Source organism: Actinomadura terrae, assembly GCF_022751215.1.
GTDB classification, from domain to species: domain Bacteria; phylum Actinomycetota; class Actinomycetes; order Streptosporangiales; family Streptosporangiaceae; genus Spirillospora; species Spirillospora terrae.
Map to the genome: position 1 here is coordinate 2,103,128 of NZ_JAICDG010000002.1, position 19,923 is coordinate 2,123,050.

The 19,923-nt window shown below is 71.6% G+C and carries 14 protein-coding genes; 8 read left to right on the forward strand and 6 right to left on the reverse strand.

The window, feature by feature from the left end:
* Window positions 1-46: 46 nt before the first annotated feature.
* A complete protein-coding gene (locus K2F47_RS19620; RefSeq protein ID WP_242905786.1) occupies window positions 47-2,620 on the forward strand; it encodes an ATP-binding protein in 2,574 nt (857 codons plus the stop codon).
* 94 nt (window positions 2,621-2,714) lie between these two features.
* Here K2F47_RS19620 and K2F47_RS19625 read toward each other — a convergent pair whose 3' ends face one another.
* On the reverse strand, window positions 2,715-4,490 hold the full coding sequence (locus K2F47_RS19625; protein ID WP_242905787.1) for a glycosyl hydrolase family 18 protein: 1,776 nt from the start codon (window positions 4,488-4,490) through the stop codon (window positions 2,715-2,717).
* 255 nt (window positions 4,491-4,745) lie between these two features.
* On the reverse strand, window positions 4,746-5,231 hold the full coding sequence (locus tag K2F47_RS19630; protein WP_242905789.1) for a MarR family winged helix-turn-helix transcriptional regulator: 486 nt from the start codon (window positions 5,229-5,231) through the stop codon (window positions 4,746-4,748).
* Window positions 5,232-5,292: 61 nt separating this feature from the next.
* On the opposite strand from K2F47_RS19630, the gene K2F47_RS19635 reads away from it, so the two are divergent.
* A complete protein-coding gene (locus tag K2F47_RS19635; protein ID WP_242905790.1) occupies window positions 5,293-5,712 on the forward strand; it encodes a cupin domain-containing protein in 420 nt (139 codons plus the stop codon).
* 7 nt (window positions 5,713-5,719) lie between these two features.
* On the opposite strand, the gene K2F47_RS19640 is transcribed toward K2F47_RS19635, so the two are convergent.
* Together K2F47_RS19640 and K2F47_RS19645 are read right to left on the reverse strand one after the other, a co-directional pair.
* Complete coding sequence (locus tag K2F47_RS19640; protein ID WP_242905792.1) at window positions 5,720-6,364, reverse strand: response regulator transcription factor; 645 nt, start codon at window positions 6,362-6,364, stop codon at window positions 5,720-5,722.
* Entirely contained in the window at window positions 6,316-7,617 is a 1,302-nt protein-coding gene (locus K2F47_RS19645; RefSeq protein WP_242905795.1) for a sensor histidine kinase, read from the reverse strand. The genes K2F47_RS19640 and K2F47_RS19645 overlap by 49 nt, the downstream gene beginning before the upstream one ends.
* 336 nt (window positions 7,618-7,953) lie before the next feature.
* Between K2F47_RS19645 and K2F47_RS19650 the strand changes: the two genes are divergently transcribed.
* From K2F47_RS19650 to clpX, 5 genes are all read left to right on the forward strand, one after another.
* Entirely contained in the window at window positions 7,954-10,476 is a 2,523-nt protein-coding gene (locus tag K2F47_RS19650) for a Tex family protein (RefSeq protein ID WP_308198432.1), read from the forward strand.
* Window positions 10,477-10,741: 265 nt separating this feature from the next.
* Window positions 10,742-12,250: a trigger factor gene (gene tig / locus K2F47_RS19655; protein WP_242905799.1), complete on the forward strand. Its 1,509-nt coding sequence runs from the start codon at window positions 10,742-10,744 to the stop codon at window positions 12,248-12,250.
* Between the two features lie 312 nt (window positions 12,251-12,562).
* On the forward strand, window positions 12,563-13,195 hold the full coding sequence (locus K2F47_RS19660) for a ClpP family protease (protein ID WP_067461358.1): 633 nt from the start codon (window positions 12,563-12,565) through the stop codon (window positions 13,193-13,195).
* Between the two features lie 77 nt (window positions 13,196-13,272).
* Window positions 13,273-13,920 carry an ATP-dependent Clp protease proteolytic subunit gene (locus K2F47_RS19665; protein WP_242906018.1) on the forward strand — a complete coding sequence of 216 codons (648 nt, stop codon included), beginning with the start codon at window positions 13,273-13,275 and terminating at the stop codon, window positions 13,918-13,920.
* Window positions 13,921-14,095: 175 nt separating this feature from the next.
* The gene (gene clpX / locus K2F47_RS19670; RefSeq protein WP_214620631.1) at window positions 14,096-15,370 is read left to right on the forward strand and encodes an ATP-dependent Clp protease ATP-binding subunit ClpX; all 1,275 of its coding nucleotides are present in this window, start codon (window positions 14,096-14,098) and stop codon (window positions 15,368-15,370) included.
* A gap of 235 nt (window positions 15,371-15,605) precedes the next feature.
* On the opposite strand, the gene K2F47_RS19675 is transcribed toward clpX, so the two are convergent.
* Both K2F47_RS19675 and K2F47_RS19680 read right to left on the reverse strand, forming a co-directional pair.
* Window positions 15,606-16,265: a response regulator gene (locus K2F47_RS19675; RefSeq protein ID WP_214620632.1), complete on the reverse strand. Its 660-nt coding sequence runs from the start codon at window positions 16,263-16,265 to the stop codon at window positions 15,606-15,608.
* Entirely contained in the window at window positions 16,255-17,100 is an 846-nt protein-coding gene (locus K2F47_RS19680; protein ID WP_242905803.1) for a sensor histidine kinase, read from the reverse strand. Before K2F47_RS19680 ends, K2F47_RS19675 begins: the two co-directional genes overlap by 11 nt.
* A gap of 192 nt (window positions 17,101-17,292) precedes the next feature.
* On the opposite strand from K2F47_RS19680, the gene K2F47_RS19685 reads away from it, so the two are divergent.
* A complete protein-coding gene (locus tag K2F47_RS19685) occupies window positions 17,293-19,914 on the forward strand; it encodes a valine--tRNA ligase (protein ID WP_242905806.1) in 2,622 nt (873 codons plus the stop codon).
* The last annotated feature ends 9 nt before the right edge of the window (window positions 19,915-19,923 follow it).

Sequence of the window (19,923 nt, forward strand, 5' to 3'; positions counted from 1 at the left end):
ATGGCGCGCGGGGGCGTCACGAGGCGGAGGACGCGGAGGGACGCGGATGCCGAACGGAACGTCCGGCACCAGGACGGGAACGTCCGGCACGGGGACGGCCGGCGCGCCCGGGGACGGCGGTCGCCGCGCGCGGCTGGCGGCGCCGGGGATCGTGGGGCTCCTCGCCGCGGTGATCACGGGGGTCACGACCTCGCTGGACGCGCTGGAGCTGCCCGGGGCCGCGCAGCTCATCGTGACCGGCGGCGTCGCCGCGCTCGCCGGGGTGGCGGCCTGGGCGGCGCAGCCGCCGCACCCGGGGGACGGGGGCGACCAGCAGGAGATAGCCGGGGTGCCGCCCGCGCAGATCCCGCCGGTCATCGCGCACTTCACCGGACGCGACGAGCCGCTGGAGGCACTGCGCCGCGCCCTCGCCGATCCCAGCGGGTCGCCCGCGTCGCCGCTGGTGGTGTCGTTGCACGGGCCGGCGGGGGTCGGCAAGTCGGCGCTGGCGGCCCGGTTCGCGCACGAGATCGCCGACGACTATCCCGACGGGCGCCTGTACTTCGACCTGCGCGGCGCGGGGGACGCGCGGGCCCGCCCGGAGGAGGTGCTGATCGGCTTCCTCCAGGCGCTGGGCGTCCGGCTGGCGACCGACCCCGGCGGGCTGCCGGAGCTCCAGAAGCTGTGGTGGACGTGGACGCGCGGCCTGCGCCTGCTCGTCCTGCTGGACAACGCCCGCGACGGCGACCAGGTCAAGGCGCTGCTGCCGCCGGGCGGCGGAAGCGTGGTGCTGGTGACCTCCCGGCAGCCGCTGCACCTGCGCGGCACCTTCGACCGGAGGCTTCCGGAGTTCAGCGCCGCCTCCGCCGTCGAACTGCTCGGCCTCCTGGCGGGCCGGGAGCGCATCCAGGCCGACCCGGACGCGGCGGCCGAGATCGCCGAGCTGTGCGGGTACCTGCCGCTGGCCGTCGGGATCTGCGGTGGGCGCCTCGCGGCCCGCGAGTCGTGGACGCCGCGCGCGATGGCCGACCGGCTCCAGGACGAGCGCCGCCGCCGGCTGGACGAGCTGGAGACCGCGCGGGAGATCGACAAGAGCGTCCGCGCGAGCCTCGCGCTCAGCTACGACGACTGCACCCGCACGCAGCGCCGCCTGCTGCGGACGCTCGGGCTGCTGGCGGTGCCCGACGTCCAGGCGTGGGCGGCGGGCGCGCTGCTCGGCGTGTCGGACCTGGAGGGCGACGACCAGCTGGAGGCGCTGGTGGACGCCCAGCTCGTCGAGTGCTCGGGGACGGACGCGACGGGCGCCATGCGCTACCGGCTGCACGACCTCGTCCGCCTCTACGCCCAGGAGCGCGCCGAGCGGGAGGACTCCGCGGGTGATCGGGACGCGGCGGTCGAGCGCGTTCTGGACGGCTACCGCGAGCGCGCCGAGCGGGTCGCGGCGAGCCGCTGGCCGCAGGACTGGCAGCGCGCGGCCGGGCAGGTGCCCGCGCTGGAGTACACGGCGGTGGACTGGCTGAGCAGCGAGCGGCTGGCCGTCCTCGCGCTGCTGGCCCAGGGCGCCGACCGCGGGATGTGGGGGCTGGTCTGGCGGCTCGGCAGGGCGTCCTGCTCGATCTTCCACTCGCTGCGCGTGTTCTGGCCGGAGTGGCGCGCGGCGGCCGAGCTGACCCACACGGTCGCCACGCGCCTGGACGACGAGCGCTCGCTGGGCATCGCCCTGCTGGAGCGCTCGACGGTGGAGGGCAACCAGGGGCGCATGGAGAACGCGCTGTCCGACGCGTCCGCCGCCCTCGCGCTGTTCACCTCCAGCCGGGAGACGTGGTGGCGGGCCCGCGCGCTGCGCTCGATGGGGATGTGCCTGCACGCCGAGGGGAACCTCGACGAGGGCCAGCGCTACCTCCTCGACGCCGTCGAGGAGTTCAGGCGGGAGGACGACGCGTGGTGGCAGGCCCGCACCCAGCGGAACCTGGCCGAGCTGCGGCTGGCGCAGCGCCGCTACGAGGAGGCGCGCGGCCTGCTCGAAAGCTCCCTGGAGGTCTTCCAGCGCAACGGCAACCGCTATTCGGAGGCGCAGACGCTGCGCGTGCTCGGCGAGGTGCTGGCCTCCGAGGCGCGCCGGCTGCGCGCGGCGGGTGACGACGCGGCGGCCGACATCAAGTACAGCCTCGCAGCGCCCGCGCTGGAGCGGGCCGCCGAGGCGTTCCGGCTGCGCGGCGAGCAGTGGGAGGAGGCGCGCTGCCTGCGCGCGGCGGGCGAGGTCGGCGACCTGCGCAACGGGCTGCGCGAGCTGGCGTTCGTCCGGCACGCCGAGCGGATGCTGGACGCGCTGGGCGACACCTGGGGCGTCGCCCGCACCCGCATCTCCGAGGGCCGCGCGCTCGGCCGCCTCGGCCGCCACGCCGAGGCCGCCGCCGCGCTGCGCCGGGCCGTGGCCGACTTCGACGAGGTGGGCAACCGCTGGTGGCAGGCCCGCAGCAGGCGGACGCTCGCCGAGATCCTGCTGGACGGGGGCCGCCCCGCCGAGGCCGTCCCGCCCGCCCGCGAGGCGCTGGAGCTGTACGAGAGCCTCGGCAACGCGGCGGGCGTGGCGCGGGCGCGGTCGGTCCTGGACCGCGCCTCGGGATTCGGGGAGCAATAAGAAGAGGGGCGGGCCCCTGACCGGCGTCCGGTGTTGGTCAGGGGCCCGAAGTCTCGGCTGTCTGAGGGGCTGGGAGGTGCCCCCTGCGAACAGCTCAGCCGAGACCGCTCTTGATCGCGGTGATCAGCTCACCGCCCGTCGTGTCTCCGCTCAGCTCCCAGAAGAAGGAGCCGCCGAGGCCCTCGCTCTTGGCCCAGGCCATCTTTCCGCGGATGGTGGACGGGGTGTCGTAGCTCCACCAGTCGCTGCCGCACTTCCCGTAGGCGGTGCCGGCGATGGTCTTGTTGGCGGGGCACTTGTTCTTGAGGACCTTGTAGTCCTCGATGCCGGCCTCGTAGGTGCCGGGCGCGGGACCGGTGGCGGTGCCGCCGGGGGCCTCCTGCGTGACGCCCGTCCAGCCGCGGCCGTAGAAGCCGATGCCGATCAGCAGCTTGCTCGCCGGCACGCCGAGGCGCTTCAGCTTCGTGATCGTGTCGGTCGTGTTGAAGCCCTCGTGCGGGATGCCCTCGTAGGACGTCAGCGGCGAGTGCGGCGCCGTCGGGCCCTTGGCGTCCCAGCCGCCGAAGTAGTCGTAGGTCATCGGGTTGTACCAGTCGACGTACTGCGCGGCGCCTCCGTAGTCGGTGGCGTCCATCTTGCCGCCGTTGCTGGCGTCGGCGGTGATCGCCGCGGTCACGAGGTTGCCCGAGCCGAACTTCGCCCGGACGGCCGCCAGGAGGTTCTTGAACGCGTCCTTGCCGCTGGTGTCGCAGCTCAGGCCGCAGGCGTTCGGGTACTCCCAGTCGATGTCGATGCCGTCGAACACGTCCGCCCAGCGCGGGTCCTCGACCAGCTTGTAGCAGGAGTCGGCGAACGCGGCCGGGTTCTTGGCGGCCTCGGTGAAGCCGCCGGACCACGTCCAGCCGCCGAAGGAGAACAGCACCTTGAGGTTCGGGTGCTTCTTCTTCAGCTTGCGCAGCTGGTTGAAGTTGCCGCGCAGCGGCTGGTCCCAGGTGTCGGCGACGCCGTCGACGCTCTCGTTCGCCTGGTAGGCCTTGTCGTAGTCGGCGTAGCTGTCGCCGATCGTGCAGCGGCCGCCCTGGACGTTGCCGAAGGCGTAGTTGATGTGGGTCATCTTCGCGGCCGAGCCACTCGTGTCAATGTTCTTGACGTGGTAGCCGCGCTGGTAGATGCCCCACTGGGCGAAGTAGCCGATGACCTTGTCACCGGTGCCCGGCTCGTTGGTGCCGCCCTCGTCGGTGGTGACCGATACCGAGGTGGACGCGGGCGAGACGTTGCCGGCCTTGTCGCGCGCCTTCACCGTGAAGTCGTAGGCCGTCTTCGGGGTGAGGCCGGTGATCGTGACACCGGTCCCCGTGACGGTGGTGGCCTTGGTGCTGCCGTTGTAGACGTCGTAGCCGGTCACGCCGACGTTGTCGGTTGACGCGTTCCAGCTCAGCGCCACGGTGGTGGCGGACTTGCCGGTCGAGTGCAGGTTCCCGGGAGCGGTGGGAGCCTGCGTGTCGATCTCGGGCTCACCGGAGCCGTCGCAGGGGGAGCCGTTGATCTTGCAGCCGGTGAACCAGCCCGATCCGGTGCCGCCGAAGCCGAAGCTCACGGTCTTGCCGGCGGCGAGGGAGCCGTTCCACCCCACGTTCGTGAACGTGTAGTGGTCGCCGGAGACCGCCTTGTTCGCGTCCCACACCGAGCCGATGGACGTGCCGGACGGAAGGTCGCCCTCGACCTTCCAGGAGCTGATCCCGGCGCCCGTCCCGTTCGTGATCGTGCAGTTGCCTTGGAAGCCGGAGCCCCAGTCGGAGGTCTTGGTGCAGGTCGCGGTCACGGCCTCCGCCGACGACGCGGGTGGCGCCGAGAGCAGGGTCGAGGCCACCGCTAGGGTCGCTACGCCGACGAGCGCTGTCGCTCGCCGGCCGCCCGGTCTGGACATGAGTCTCCGTTCAGTTCGTTCCCCCGAACCAACAGGAAATCTCGGCCTTCTCTTAGGAAACTTTCCTAAGAAATTGCGCTGATGGTAACCGGGCGCGCAGGGGCGTTCAAGAGGCCCGTGCTCCCCGCGAACCGAGGTGCGGCGGGTGGTCTGCGTGACTGCCTGGGGACATACGGTCGCCCCGCCGGGACGAAAAAATCAGGCCGTACCGAACCAGCCGGGGACGTCCAGGCGCCACAGACCGGTGGGCGCGACCTCCCGCAGAGCGGCCTCCAGGGCCCGTACGCGGTCCGCGCCGAGCCGCTCGGTCCAGTCGTCGCGGATGCGCTCGAAGATCTCCGCCGACCGGACGAGCGAGTCCGTCCCGCGCGCCGTCAGCCGGACGATCTTGCGCCGCGCGTCCGCCGGGTCGGCCGCGCGCTCCACGTACCCCGCGCGCTCCAGCGACTCGACCATCTTGCCCGCGGCCTGCTTGGACACGCCGAGCCGGCGGCCGAGCTCGACCGCCGTGGTGCCGTCCGGGCCGATCGCCTGGAAGACGAAGCCGTGCATGGGACGCAGGTCCGGATGGCCCTGTCTCGCCAGCTCGGCGTGCGCCTCGTCGATGATCACGCGGAACGCCAGGAAGAGCCGGAGCGGCAGCTCGAAGCCGGGCGGGTCATCGCCGGAGGGATCACTTGACATGAAAGACAACCTCATTGACTATATGGACAACCACATTGTCTAACTTAGGGGATTGAGAGCCATGACACTCGTCCGCGCCGCCGAGAGCCGCCGCACCGACACGCCGAACGGGACCATGACCACCTTCGCCACGCCGACCCAGGGCGGCGCGTCCGGCCTCGCCGTCTGGCGGGTCGACATGCTCGCGGGCAGGACGGGACCCCGGCACGCGTTCGACACCGAGCAGGTGTGGACTTTCCTGGAGGGCACCGCGACCATCGACCTGGACGGCCGCACGCTGGAGGCCGGGCCCGGCGACACCGTCGTGCTGCCCGCCGGCGCGCCGCGCCAGATGACCTCCCGGCCCGACGCCGGATTCACCGCCGTCGTCTCCGCGCCCGCCGGATGCCTCGCCTACGACCCCGACGCCGTCGTCGACCCGGACAAGTGCGACCTCGCGCCGCAGGGCGCCGAGCAGATCGTTCCACTCTGGGCGCGGTAGCGGTCGGTCAGGTGCCGAGGTAGGCGAGCACGGCCAGCACCCGGCGGTTGTCGTCCTCGGACGGGGGCAGTCCGAGCTTGCCGAAGATGCTGTTGGTGTGCTTGCTGATCGCCTTCTCGGTGACGAACAGCTGCCCGGCGATCGCGGCGTTCGAGCGGCCCTCGGCCATCAGCCCGAGCACCTCGCGCTCGCGGGGGGTCAGCGCCTGGAGCGGCTCCTCGCGGGCGTGCCGGGTGAGCAGCTGGGACACCACGTCCGGGTCGAGGGCCGTGCCGCCGCCCGCGACCCGGCGCACCGCGTCGACGAACTGCGCGACGTCGGACACGCGGTCCTTCAGCAGGTAGCCGATGCCGCCCGAGCTGTCGGACAGCAGCTCGCGCGCGTAGAGCTGCTCGACGTGCTGCGAGAGCACCAGCACCGGCAGCCCCGGCACCTGCTTGCGCGCCTCCAGCGCGGCGCGCAGGCCCTCGTCGGTGAAGGTCGGCGGGAGCCGGACGTCCACGACCGCGACGTCCGGACGGTGCGTGGTGAGCGCCCGCAGCAGCGACGGCCCGTTGTCCACGGCCTCGACGACCTCGAACCCGAACGCGCCCAGCAGGCGGATCAGCCCGTCTCGGAGGAGGGCAAGGTCTTCGGCGATGACAACGCGCACGGCAGCTCCATGGTCACGATGGTCGGCCCGCCAACGGGACTCGTGACCGCCATCGTCCCATCGAACGCCCCCAGCCTGCGCTCGATACCGCGCATGCCGCTGCCCTCGCCGGGATCGGCGCCGCCGGTCCCGTCGTCCCCGACGATCATCAGCAGCCGGTCGGAGGCGTACTCGATCTGGACCCAGGCGCGCGCCGCGCCCGAGTGCTTGACGACGTTCGCGAGGATCTCCGCGACCGCGAAGTAGGCCGCCGACTCGACCGGAGCGTCCGCCCGTCCCGGCAGGTCGATCCGCACGTCGACCGGCAGCGGGAGCGACAGCGCCAGCGCGCGGACGGCGCCGTCCAGGCCCCGCTCGGCCAGCACCGGCGGATGGATGCCCCGCACCAGGTCGCGCAGCTCGGTCAGCGCCGTGCCGCTGGACGCGCGCGCCTCGGCCATCAGCCGCCGCGCGGTCTCGGGGTCGTGCTTCATCATCTCCTCGGCGAGCCCGATGCTCATGCTCAGCGCCACCAGCCGCGCCTGCGCGCCGTCGTGCAGGTCGCGCTCGATCCGGCGCAGCTCGGCGGCCGAGGCGTCCACCGTCTCCGACCGGGACTCCGAGAGCTGGCGCACCCGCTCGGTCAGCGCGCCCTTCGTCGGCGCCAGCAGCGACTGCGTGAACAGCGCGTGCGCCTTCAGGACCATCCCGCCGAGCGGCACCGACGCCACCGTGAGCGCGGCGCCCAGCACGACCGCGCCGACGACGCCGAGCACGCCGTAGTCGTTCACCATCCAGAACGGGCCCCAGCCGTACTCGGTGATCAGCGTCAGCCAGGGCGCCACGAACACGCCCTCCAGCCCGTACAGGGTCATGCCGCCCGCGAGCACACCCGCGACCAGCCCGAGCGGGACGTTGAGGATCACCCACAGCAGGTCGCGCCAGGTCGCCGGGTCGGTGAGCACCCAACGCAGGCGTCCGAACAGGCCGAGGCCCCCGGCCGGCTCGGGACGGTAGGGGACCGGGATCTGCACGCCCGACCACTCCGCCGCCCACGCGCGCTGCTGGTTCGCCACGCCGCGGATGCCCTGGATCGCGACCGGCGCCATCACGATCCCGAACCCGAGCGGGATGAACGCGATCGACAGCACGGTCAGGATGAACAGCGGCAGGTTCGCCGCGTACGCCACGACGATCTGGATCAGGCTGCGGACGAAGTTGACGAGCGCCGTCCGCGCGCCCTCCGCGACGCGGTCGCCGAAACCCTCGCTCACCTGGCTCCTCCTCCGGCCGCCAAGGGCCACCCCCATCCCAGTGTGCCCTTGCCCACCATTGTGGGTGCCGCTCGGACGCCGGGCGGTGGGCCTAGGCCCCCGCTTTCGCAGGGATCATGGGGGAGTTAACCCCACCACCGATGAAGTCCGTCGTCCGGGAGTGACAAGACAAGCGGCCCCGTTCCCTGGACAATGCTCAGCGATATCCAGGGGAGAAAGCGAATCCACGTTGTGACAGCCAGCACCAGCCAGACCGCGACCGACCAGACCGCCGCGAGCGGCCCGACCACGGGGGACGAGGTCGTGGGGGACAAGCCCGTCGCAGGGGACAAGACCATCGAGGGGCCGCCGCCGATCACGCAGCGGATCGCCGGGGAGCTCGGCGTCCGCGAGGGGCAGGTGCGGGTCGCCGTCGACCTGCTCGACGGCGGGTCGACCGTCCCGTTCATCGCCCGCTACCGCAAGGAGGCGACCGGCGCCCTCGACGACGCGCAGCTCCGCGCGCTGGAGGAGCGCCTGCGCTACCTCCGCGAGCTGGACGAGCGGCGCGCCGCGATCCTGGAGTCGATCGAGTCCCAGGGCAAGCTGACCGACGAGCTGCGCGCCCAGATCATGGCGGCCGACGCCAAGGCCCGGCTGGAGGACATCTACCTCCCGTACAAGCCCAAGCGGCGCACCAAGGCGCAGATCGCCCGCGAGGCCGGCCTCGAACCGCTCGCCGACCTGCTGCTGGGCGACCCGTCGCACGACCCGCACGAGGCCGCCGCGCCCTACGTCGACGCCGAGAAGGGCGTCGCCGACGCGGCCGCCGCGCTGGAGGGCGCCCGCGCCATCCTCGTCGAGCGCTTCGCCGAGGACGCCGACCTCATCGGCGCGCTCCGCGAGCGCATGTGGAAGCAGGGCCGGGTGGTCTCGCGGGTCCGCGAGGGCAAGGAGGAGACCGGCGCCAAGTTCGCCGACTACTTCGCCTTCGCCGAGCCGTTCGCGAAGCTGCCCTCGCACCGCGTCCTCGCGCTGTTCCGCGGCGAGAAGGAGGAGGTGCTCGACCTGGACCTGGAGCCCGAGGAGGCCCCGGACGAGGCCGGCGCCGCCGACCCGTCGGCGCGCAGCTCCTACGAGGTCGAGATCGCGCGCCGCTTCGACGTCGTCGACCAGGGGCGCCCGGCCGACAAGTGGCTGCGCGACGCCGTCCGGTGGGCCTGGCGCACGCGCATCCTCGTCCACCTCGGCATCGACATGCGCACCCGGCTCCGGCAGGAGGCCGAGGACGAGGCGGTCCGCGTGTTCGCCGCCAACCTCCGCGACCTGCTGCTCGCCGCGCCCGCCGGGACCCGCGCCACGATGGGCCTCGACCCCGGCCTGCGCACCGGCGTGAAGGTCGCCGTCGTGGACGCCACCGGCAAGGTCGTCGCGACCGACACGATCTACCCGCACGAGCCGCGCCGCAAGTGGGACGAGTCGATCGAGACGCTCGCCCGCCTCGCCCGCCAGCACAAGGTCGACCTCGTCTCGATCGGCAACGGCACCGCCTCCCGCGAGACCGACAAGCTCGCCGCCGACCTCATGGCCCGGCACCCCGACCTCGGGCTCACCAAGATCATGGTGTCGGAGGCGGGGGCGTCGGTGTACTCGGCGTCGGAGTACGCGGGACGCGAGCTGCCCGGCATGGACGTCTCGCTGCGCGGCGCCGTCTCCATCGCCCGCCGCCTCCAGGACCCGCTCGCCGAGCTCGTCAAGATCGACCCCAAGTCGATCGGCGTCGGCCAGTACCAGCACGACATCTCCGAGGTGAAGCTGTCGCGCTCGCTCGACGCCGTCGTGGAGGACTGCGTCAACGCGGTCGGCGTGGACGTCAACACCGCGTCCGCGCCGCTGCTCACGCGCGTGTCGGGCATCGGCGAGGGCCTCGCCGAGAACATCGTCGCGCACCGCGACGCCAACGGCCCGTTCCGCAGCCGCGGCGGCCTCAAGGACGTGCCGCGGCTCGGCCCGAAGGCGTTCGAGCAGTGCGCGGGCTTCCTGCGCATCCCCGGCGGCGACGACCCGCTGGACGCCTCCAGCGTGCACCCCGAGTCCTACCCGGTCGTCCGCCGCATCCTGGACGCGGCGGGCAACGACATCCGGGGCCTGATCGGCAACACCGCCGTGCTGCGCGGGCTCAAGCCCGCCGAGTTCGTGGACGACACGTTCGGGCTGCCGACCGTCACCGACATCCTCGCCGAGCTGGAGAAGCCCGGCCGCGACCCGCGTCCGGCGTTCCGCACGGCGACGTTCAAGGAGGGCGTGGACAAGCTCTCCGACCTCGAACCCGGCATGGTGCTGGAGGGCGTCGTCACCAACGTGGCGGCGTTCGGCGCGTTCGTGGACGTCGGCGTCCACCAGGACGGGCTGGTGCACATCTCCGCGATGTCCAGCAAGTTCGTGTCCGACCCGCGCGAGGTCGTGAAGCCGGGCGACATCGTCCGCGTCAAGGTCCTGGACGTCGACCTCCAGCGCAAGCGCATCTCCCTCACCCTCCGCCTGGACGAGGAGCGGAACCAGGGCGGCGATCGCAACCAGCCGTCCAACCGGGGCGGCGGACGCGGCAACGGCCGGGCCAACCAGAACGGCAACCAGAACGGCGGCGGCCAGCGCCGCAAGGGCGGACGAAGCGGCCAGGGCGGCCAAGGCGGTCAGGGTGGCCAAAGCGGCCAAGGCGGCCAGGGTGGCCAGGGCGGCCAGGGCGGACGAAATGGCCGGGGAGGACAAGGAGGTCAGCGCGGCCAAGGTGGCGGCCGTGGTGGAGGGGGCGGCGCGATGGCCGACGCGCTCCGCCGTGCCGGGCTCGACAAGGGCCTTCCGCCCAAAAAGAAGCGGTAACCCGCCTGCACCGCATTGTCGACATGAAAACGACTGTTCTGTCCTCTGCCGGCCGTCTCGTGGCGCGATCGCGTCGCCGCGAGGCGGGTTTCTCGGGCGTTGTGCCCCACCGATGTCCGCAGACGTTGCCGGTACCCCATAGACTTGGCCGCGCGAAGGCGCGGAGCCGCATTTCGGCATGCCCGCGCCACCTGAGAGACTGACTGGCTGAGCACGCGTCGAACGCCGCGGCCGAGACAGCGCCCGATCAAGGAGACCTACCCCAGTGAAGACCGATGTCGAGGAGCTGACCCCCACGCGGGTCAAGCTCACCGTCGAGGTTCCGTTCGACGAGCTCAAGCCGAACCTCGACAAGGCGTACAAGGAGATCTCGCAGCAGGTGCGGATCAAGGGCTTCCGGCCCGGCAAGGTCCCCGCCCCGCTGATCGACAAGTACGTCGGCCGGGGTGCGGTCCTGCAGGAGGCCGTCAACGACGCGCTTCCCGAGCTGTACGGACGCGCCGTCGAGGAGACCGAGATCTTCGTGCTCGGCCAGCCGGACGTCGAGGTCACCGAGCTCGACGACGGCAACCAGTTCGCCTTCACCGCCGAGGTGGACATCCGGCCCAAGTTCGAGGTGCCCGACTACGACGGCCTGGAGGTCGTCGTCGAGGACGCCGAGGTCACCGACGAGCAGGTCGAGGAGACCGTCGGCAACCTGCGCGAGCGGTTCGCCTCGCTGACGACCGCCGAGCGGCCCGTCGAGGAGGGCGACTTCGCGACCGTCGACCTCGTCGCCGTGATCGACGGCGAGCGGGTCGAGGACGCCTCCACCTCCGGCTACTCCTACGAGGTCGGCAGCGGGTCCGCCGTCGAGGGCCTGGACGAGGCGCTCACCGGCCTGTCCGCCGGCGAGGAGAAGACCTTCACCAGCACCCTGGCCGGCGGCGAGCACGCCGGCGAGGAGGCCGAGATCACGGTCACCGTGCAGAGCGTCAAGGTCAAGAACCTCCCCGACCTCGACGACGAGTTCGCGCAGCTCGCCAGCGAGTTCGACACGCTCGAGGAGCTGCGCGGGGACGTCCGCACCCGGCTCGGCCGCCAGGTCCGGCTCCAGCAGCTCTCCGACGCCCGCGACAAGGCGCTGGAGGCCCTGCTGGAGAAGGTCGACATCCCGCTCCCCGACAAGGTCGTGGAGGAGGAGGTCGGCCGCCGCAACCAGCAGCTCGAGCAGCAGTTGCAGATGGCGGGCATGACCCGGGCCGACTACCTCAAGGACGAGGAGAAGACCGAGGAGGAGTTCGACGCCGAGGTCGCCGACGCCGCGCGGCTCGCGGTCAAGGGCGGGTTCGTGCTCGACCAGCTCGCCGTCCAGGAGGAGCTGGGCGTCGAGAACGAGGAGCTCAGCGAGTACGTCGTCTCGCAGGCCATGCAGATGGGCGTGCAGCCGCAGCAGCTGGCCGAGTACCTCACCCAGAACAACCAGCTTCCCGCGATCGTCTCGGAGGTGCTGCGCAGCAAGGCGCTGAACCTCGTGGTCGAGCACGTCACGGTGAAGGACGAGTCCGGCAACGAGATCGACGTCGAGGCCGTCCAGCGGGAGCTGAACGGCGAGACGGGCGAGACCGTGGCCGCCGAGGACGCCGACACCGCCGAGTCCGCTGAGGTCGCCGAGGACGCTGAGGCTCCGGCGGCGGAGGAGTCCTCCACGGAGGAGGCCCCCGCCGCGGCTGAGGCCGCCGCTGAGGAGGCCCCGGCCGACAAGTCGGGCGATGAGGAGAAGAAGGACGCCTGACGTCTTCTCCGCCCGTTCCAGGGCATCGGACACGCCCCGCATCCGGACTCCGGATGCGGGGCGTTCCCGTGTCCCGCCCCGTCCCGCACCCGTCCCGCGCCTGACTCGGGCGGGTCGCGGACAGAACACAGACAGGTCCGGGGCGTGTCGCGGGTGTGTCGCGCCCGCGTCCGGGGAGATCGTGACGGGGCGGGTGCCGCCCGGATACGCCCCTGGCGAAAAGGCGGCCCCACGGGCTTGGCCAGGCCCCTGAGCGCGTTAATGTCCAATCATCCGAACCGATTAAAAGGACCGGAGGAACACCCGGTGAGCATGCCTCCGACTTTCGACGAGTCGTCGCGGATCCAGGCGCGGGTCGCCGAGGCGCCCCTGTTGCCTCTGGGCGACCAGCTGTTCCAGCGGCTGCTGCGCGAGCGCATCGTCTTCCTCGGCCAGCAGGTCGACGACGACATCGCCAACCGCATCTGCGCCGAGCTTCTGCTGCTGTCGGCCGAGGACGGCCGCCGCGACATCACGATCTACATCAACTCGCCCGGCGGCTCGGTCACGGCCGGCATGGCGATCTACGACATCATGCAGTACGTCCCGAACGACATCGTCACGGTCGGGATGGGTCTGGCCGCGTCGATGGGCCAGTTCCTGCTCTGCGCGGGGACCACCGGCAAGCGCTACGCGCTGCCGCACGCGCGCATCATGATGCACCAGCCGTCCGGCGGCATCGGCGGCACGGCCTCCGACATCAAGATCCAGGCCGAGCAGATGCTGTACGTCAAGAAGACGCTCGCCGAGAAGATCGCCGAACACACCGGCCAGCCGCTCGACCAGATCGAGCGCGACTCCGACCGGGACCGCTGGTTCACCGCCGACGAGGCCAAGGACTACGGGTTCGTTGACCACGTGGTGCTCAGTGCCACCCAGGTGCCCTCCGAGGGCACCGTCTCCTGACGACCCGAACCACCAATCGGAGGCACACAGTGAGCGACCTCATCCGACCCGGTTACACCGATCTCACCCGGCCGGGCATCCAGGCGGGCGGGAGCCCGACCCCGGTCGACAACCGCTACATCATCCCGTCCTTCGTCGAGCGCACCACGTACGGGGTCAAGGAGATGAACCCGTACAACAAGCTCTTCGAGGAGCGGATCATCTTCCTCGGCGTGCAGATCGACGACGCGTCCGCCAACGACGTGATGGCCCAGCTGATCACGCTGGAGTCGATCGACCCGGACCGCGACATCAGCATCTACATCAACTCGCCCGGCGGCTCGTTCACGGCGATGACGGCGATCTACGACACGATGCAGTTCGTCAAGCCCGACGTGCAGACGGTGTGCATCGGCCAGGCCGCCTCCGCCGCCGCGGTGCTGCTGGCCGCCGGCACGAAGGGCAAGCGGGCGGCGCTGCCGAACTCGCGGATCCTGATCCACCAGCCCGCCACCGAGGGCACCTACGGGCAGTCCAGCGACATCGAGATCCAGGCGCGCGAGATCATGCGGATCCGCGAACTGCTGGAGAGCATCCTCGCCGAGCACAGCGGCAGGAGCATCGACGACGTCCGCCGCGATATCGAGCGCGACAAGATCCTGACGGCGGACGAGGCGAAGGACTACGGTCTGATCGACGATGTCTTCGTCAGCAGGAAGCGCAAGGCCGAGGTAGTGTCGTCCTGAGACGACACGAGGACGAGGGAGTCCCCCAGCCCGGTCGCGTCATACTTCCGGGCGAGGGGCTCACCTAGTCCGTTGGAGGCGGTAACGTCGAGTCCAACGTCGAGAGCCTTCGGGACGCAACCGAGCTGCGCCGCATCCTCTCAGGCGCGCGGCCCCACGAAAAGGAGACAGTTGGGTGGCACGCATCGGCGACGGTGGTGACCTGCTCAAGTGCTCGTTCTGCGGCAAGAGCCAGAAGCAGGTCAAAAAGCTCATCGCGGGTCCGGGCGTGTACATCTGCGACGAGTGCATCGATCTCTGCAACGAGATCATCGAGGAGGAGCTCTCCGAGACCTCCGACCTCAAGTGGGACAACCTGCCGAAGCCGCGGGAGATCTACGAGTTCCTCGATTCCTACGTCATCGGCCAGGAGACGGCGAAGAAGGCACTCTCGGTCGCCGTCTACAACCACTACAAGCGGATCCAGTCGGGTGACACCGGCAGGGACGACCCGGTCGAGCTGGGCAAGTCCAACATTCTGCTGCTGGGCCCCACCGGATCGGGCAAGACGCTGCTCGCGCAGACGCTCGCCAAACTCCTCAACGTCCCGTTCGCCATCGCGGACGCCACGGCGCTGACGGAGGCCGGATACGTGGGCGAGGATGTCGAGAACATCCTGCTCAAACTGATCCAGGCGGCCGACTACGACGTCAAGAAGGCCGAGACCGGGATCATCTACATCGACGAGGTCGACAAGATCGCCCGCAAGAGCGAGAACCCGTCGATCACCAGGGACGTCTCGGGGGAGGGCGTCCAGCAGGCGCTGCTGAAGATCCTGGAGGGCACCACCGCGAGCGTCCCGCCGCAGGGCGGCCGCAAGCACCCGCACCAGGAGTTCATCCAGATCGACACCACGAACGTGCTGTTCATCTGCGGCGGCGCGTTCGCGGGCCTGGAGAAGATCGTGGAGTCCCGGGTCGGCAAGCAGGGGATGGGCTTCGGCGCCCAGATCCGCTCCAAGTCCGACTTCGAGGACGCCTCGGCCGTCCTGGGTGATGTGATGCCCGAGGACCTGCTGAAGTTCGGGATGATCCCCGAGTTCATCGGCCGGCTGCCCTCGATCACCTCCGTCCACAACCTGGACCGCGAGGCCCTGATCAACATCCTCACCGAGCCGAAGAACGCGCTGGTGCGCCAGTACCACCGCCTGTTCGAGCTGGACGGTGTCGACCTGGAGTTCACCGACGACGCGCTGGAGGCCATCGCCGACCAGGCCATCCTGCGCGGCACCGGCGCCCGCGGCCTCCGCGCGATCATGGAGGAGGTGCTCCTGTCGGTGATGTACGAGGTCCCGAGCCGCCACGACGTGGCGCGCGTCGTGATCACGCGCGAGGCCGTCCTGGAGCACGTCAACCCCACCCTGGTCCCGCGCGACCGGCCCAAGCGCGAACCCCGCGAGAAGTCCGCCTGACGCAGGCCTCACCGCCCCGCAGGCTCACGGCAGGAGCGCGCCCGCGATCATCGCGGGCGCGCTTCCGCGTTCACGGCTTCCGTGTTCACGGCTTCCGCGTTCACGGCTTCCGTGTTCACGGCATCCGCGTTCACGCATCCGTGTTTCACGGTGAAGGGCTCGGCGGAGCGCGGCGACACGCCGACCGGATTCGATTCCGAGTCGGCGTGGAGCGTCGACGAGGGGGAGCGCGGGATCAGCGGGGGGTGGACTCGCCCAAGCCCGCCTCGCGGGCCAGGACGATCGCCTGGGCGCGGTCGGCGACGTGCAGCTTCATGAAGATGTTCGAGACGTGGTTGCGGACGGTCTTCTGGCTGAGGAAGAGCGTCCCGGCGATCTCGGCGTTGCTGCGGCCCTGCGCGATCAGTTCGAGGACCTCGCGCTCGCGCTCGGTCAGTTCGGGGAAGGCGGCCTGGCGCGGGTCGGGCATGTCGGTGAAGTAGGTCAGGACGCGGCGCGCGATCTCCGGGCCGTAGATGGCCTCGCCCGCGGCGACGGCCTTGACGGCGCGGGCGATCTCCTCGGCGCCCGACTCCTTCAGCAGGTAGCCGCGGGCCCCGGCGCGCATCGCCGCGAACACCGAGTCGTCGTCGCGGAACATCGTGAGGACGAGGACGCCGATGCGGGGGCTCGTGCGGGTGATGGTCCGGGTGGCCTCGATGCCGTTGCCGCCGGGCATGTGCAGGTCCATCACGACGACGTCGGGTTGCAGTTCGGCGGCCATCCGCACGGCGTCGGGGCCGCACTCGGCCTCGCCGACGACGTCCACCCCGAGCGCCTGGAGCAGGCCCTTGAGGCCCTGCCGGAACACCGGGTGATCATCGGTGATCAGTACGCGGATGGACTCAGTGCCCACTGCCTCGCCTCCGCTCGGCGGTTCGGGCGCTCTCGGGCGCCGGGTTCCGTGGTCGCGTCGCAGGGCGATGGTACCCGGAGGCCGCCTCGGCCACCGTGAGCGGAAGATGGGCGGTGACGACGGTCCCGCCGCCCGTCCGGGACGCGACCGAGCAGCCGCCGCCGAGCTCGGCCGCCCACTCCTTCATCGCGGCGAGGCCGCGGCGCGACTTCGGCCGGCCGCCGCCCCGGGTCGTCTCGGGCAGGCCGGGGCCGGTGTCGGCCACCAGCAGGTGGAGTTCGGCGTCGCGGGTGAGCAGCACCAGCACCGTACTGCCGGGGGCGTGCAGGCGGACGTTCGTCAGCGCCTCCTGCGCGATCCGGTACGCGGCGACCTCCACGGCGGCGGGCAGCCCCGCGGGGTCGCCGTCGAAGCGGACGACGACCCGGTCGCAGCAGCCCTCGGCGTAGGACTGGATGGCGCCGACGAGGCCGAGGTCGTCCAGCGCGGGGGGCCGCAGCCCGTGCGCCATGTCGCGGATCTCCCCGACGACGATCGCGAGCCGGTCCCGGACGTCCGAGAGCAGCGGCTCCATCCGCTCGGGCTCGCAGGCGAGCGTGAGGCGCGCCGCGTCCAGCGACATCGCGAGGCTCGCCAGCGTCGGCCCGAGCCCGTCGTGCAGGTCGTGCCGCAGCCTGCGGCGCTCCTCCTCCCGGCTGGCGAGGATGCGCTCTCTGGAACGTTGCAGCTCGGAGGTGAGACGGAGGAGGTGGGGGATGCCCGCGGCATGCGCCACCGCGGCCCCCGCGGCGAACGCGCCGGCCAGGGCGGCGGTGCGTGCCAGTACCGCTCGCATCCCGTCCCAACCCCTCTCGCTCCGCGGCCCGTGGACTCCCGCCCCGCGCACGCGGGCGTTCGCCGTCAAGCCTTGCGGGCGGGACGACCCGGTGTCAGGTGACCTGTGTCCCGACCGCGGCGGGAAAGGCCGGGCCCCCGCACCGGCGCCGCCCGGCGTTCCACCCCCGGTGGGCCCGTAGAATCGTCGGTCGTGACACAGCCCAGCAATGAGCGCGGCCAGGAGGCCGGCGCGGACGTCGACCTGCCCACCCAGTACCGACCGGCCGATGTCGAGGGCCGGTTGTACGAGCGCTGGGTATCGGCGGGGCTGTTCACCGCCGACCCGGAACGCGACCCCTCCCGCCCCGCCTTCTCGATCGTGATCCCGCCGCCGAACGTCACCGGTTCGCTGCACATGGGGCACGCGCTCGACCACTCGATCCAGGACACGCTCGTCCGGCGCAACCGGATGCGGGGCCGGGAGGTCGTGTGGGTGCCCGGCATGGACCACGCGGGCATCGCCACCCAGAACGTGGTGGAGCGCGAGCTGGCCAAGGAGGGCCTGTCCCGGCACGACCTCGGCCGCGAGGCGTTCGTGGAGCGCGTCTGGAAGTGGAAGGGCGAGTCCGGCGGCCGCATCCTCGGCCAGATGCGCCGGCTGGGCGACAGCGTCGACTGGACGCGCGAGGCGTTCACGATGGACGAGGACCGCGCCCGCGCCGTCCGGACGATCTTCAAGCGGCTGTTCGACGACGGTCTGATCTACCGCGCCGAGCGCATCATCAACTGGTGCCCGCGCTGCCTGACCGCGTTGTCGGACATCGAGGTCGAGCACGCCGACCGCGAGGGCGAGCTGGTGTCGATCCGGTACGGGTCGGGCGAGGACGAGATCGTCGTCGCCACGACGCGGGCGGAGACGATGCTCGGCGACACCGCCGTCGCCGTCCACCCCGAGGACGAGCGGTACCGGCACCTGGTGGGCCGCGAGATCGAGCTGCCGCTGACCGGCCGCCGCATCCCGGTCGTCGCCGACGAGCACGTCGACCCCGCGTTCGGCACCGGCGCGGTCAAGGTGACCCCGGCGCACGACCCGAACGACTTCGAGATCGGCCGCCGCCACGGCCTGCCGTCGCTGACCGTCCTGGACGAGCGGGGCGTCGTCACCGCGCACGGCCCGTTCGAGGGTTTGGATCGTTTCGAGGCCCGGCCCGCGGTGGTCGCGGCGCTGCGCGAGCAGGGGCGGATCGTCAAGGAGGTCCGCCCGTACGAGCACTCGGTGGGGCACTGCCAGCGCTGCGCCACGGTCGTCGAGCCGCGCGTGTCGCTCCAGTGGTTCGTGAAGGTCGGGCCGCTGGCGCGGGCGGCGGGCGACGCCGTCCGGGACGGGCGGGTCGCGGTGCATCCGCCGGAGATGGCGGCCCGCTACTTCGAGTGGGTCGACAACATGCACGACTGGTGCATCAGCCGCCAGCTGTGGTGGGGGCACCGCATCCCCGTCTGGTACGGGCCGGACGGCGAGGTCGTCTGCCCCGGCCCGGGCGAGGAGGCGCCCAAGGGCTGGACGCAGGACACCGACGTCCTCGACACGTGGTTCTCCTCGGCGCTGTGGCCGTTCTCGACGCTCGGCTGGCCCGCGAAGACGCCCGAGCTGGAGCGCTTCTACCCGACGTCGGTGCTGGTCACCGGCTACGACATCCTGTTCTTCTGGGTCGCGCGGATGATGATGTTCGGCCTGTACGCGATGGACGGCGTGGTGCCGTTCAAGGAGATCGCGCTGCACGGCATGGTCCGCGACCAGCACGGCAAGAAGATGTCGAAGTCGTTCGGCAACGTCGTCGACCCGCTCGACTGGATCGACCGGTACGGCGCCGACGCGACCCGCTTCACGCTGCTGCGCGGCGCGAACCCGGGCGGCGACGTCCCGGTCGCGGAGGACTGGGCGCAGGGCTCGCGCAACTTCTGCAACAAGCTGTGGAACGCGACGCGCTTCGCGCTCATCAACGGCGCGCACGTGCGGGGCGAGATGCCCGCCGAGCTGTCGACCGTGGACGCGTGGGTGCTCTCGCGCCTGCACACCGTCATCGCCGAGGTGGACGCGCACCTCGACTCCTACGACTTCGCCAAGGCGTGCGAGACGCTCTACCACTTCGCGTGGGACGAGGTCTGCGACTGGTACGTGGAGCTGGCCAAGGTCCAGCTCGCGGACGAGCGGGCCGAGGCGACGCGCCGCGTCCTCGGCGAGGTGCTCGACAACCTGCTGCGGCTGCTCCACCCGGTCGTCCCGTTCGTCACCGAGGAACTGTGGACGTCGCTGACCGGTGAGGCGACGGTCGTCACCGCGCCCTGGCCCGCGGCGGACGCCGGACGCGCCGACCGCGCCGCCGAGGCGACGGTCGAGTCGTTGCAGCGGCTGGTCACCGAGGTCCGCCGGTTCCGCGCCGACCAGGGCCTCAAGCCGGGCCAGCGGGTCGCCGCCGAACTCGCCTGGGACGGCTCGCCGCTCGCCGCACACGAGGAGGGCGTCCGCGCGCTGCTGCGGCTGACGGCGCCCGGCGAGGCGTTCACGGCGACCGCGTCCCTGCCGGTCGAGGGGGTGACGGTCCGGCTCGACACGGCGGGCGTCATCGACGTCGCCGCCGAGCGCAAGCGGCTGGAGAAGGACCTCGCCGCCGCCCGCAAGGAGGCCGGGCAGGCGCGCGGCAAGCTCGGCAACGAGGCGTTCATGGCCAAGGCGCCCGAGGCGGTCGTCGCGAAGAACCGCGACCGGCTGGGCCAGGCCGAGGCCGCCATCGAGCGGCTCGAGGCGCAGCTCGCGGCCCTTCCGGCGGGTTGATCCAGGCTA

Coding starts and splice junctions, on each gene's coding strand:
- K2F47_RS19630 (WP_242905789.1), bottom strand. CDS start 5,231: ATGTCAAGTGATCCCTCCGGCGATGACCCGCCCGGCTTCGAGCTGCCG.
- K2F47_RS19620 (WP_242905786.1), top strand. CDS start 47: ATGCCGAACGGAACGTCCGGCACCAGGACGGGAACGTCCGGCACGGGG.
- K2F47_RS19680 (WP_242905803.1), bottom strand. CDS start 17,100: ATGCGAGCGGTACTGGCACGCACCGCCGCCCTGGCCGGCGCGTTCGCC.
- K2F47_RS19660 (WP_067461358.1), top strand. CDS start 12,563: ATGCCTCCGACTTTCGACGAGTCGTCGCGGATCCAGGCGCGGGTCGCC.
- K2F47_RS19635 (WP_242905790.1), top strand. CDS start 5,293: ATGACACTCGTCCGCGCCGCCGAGAGCCGCCGCACCGACACGCCGAAC.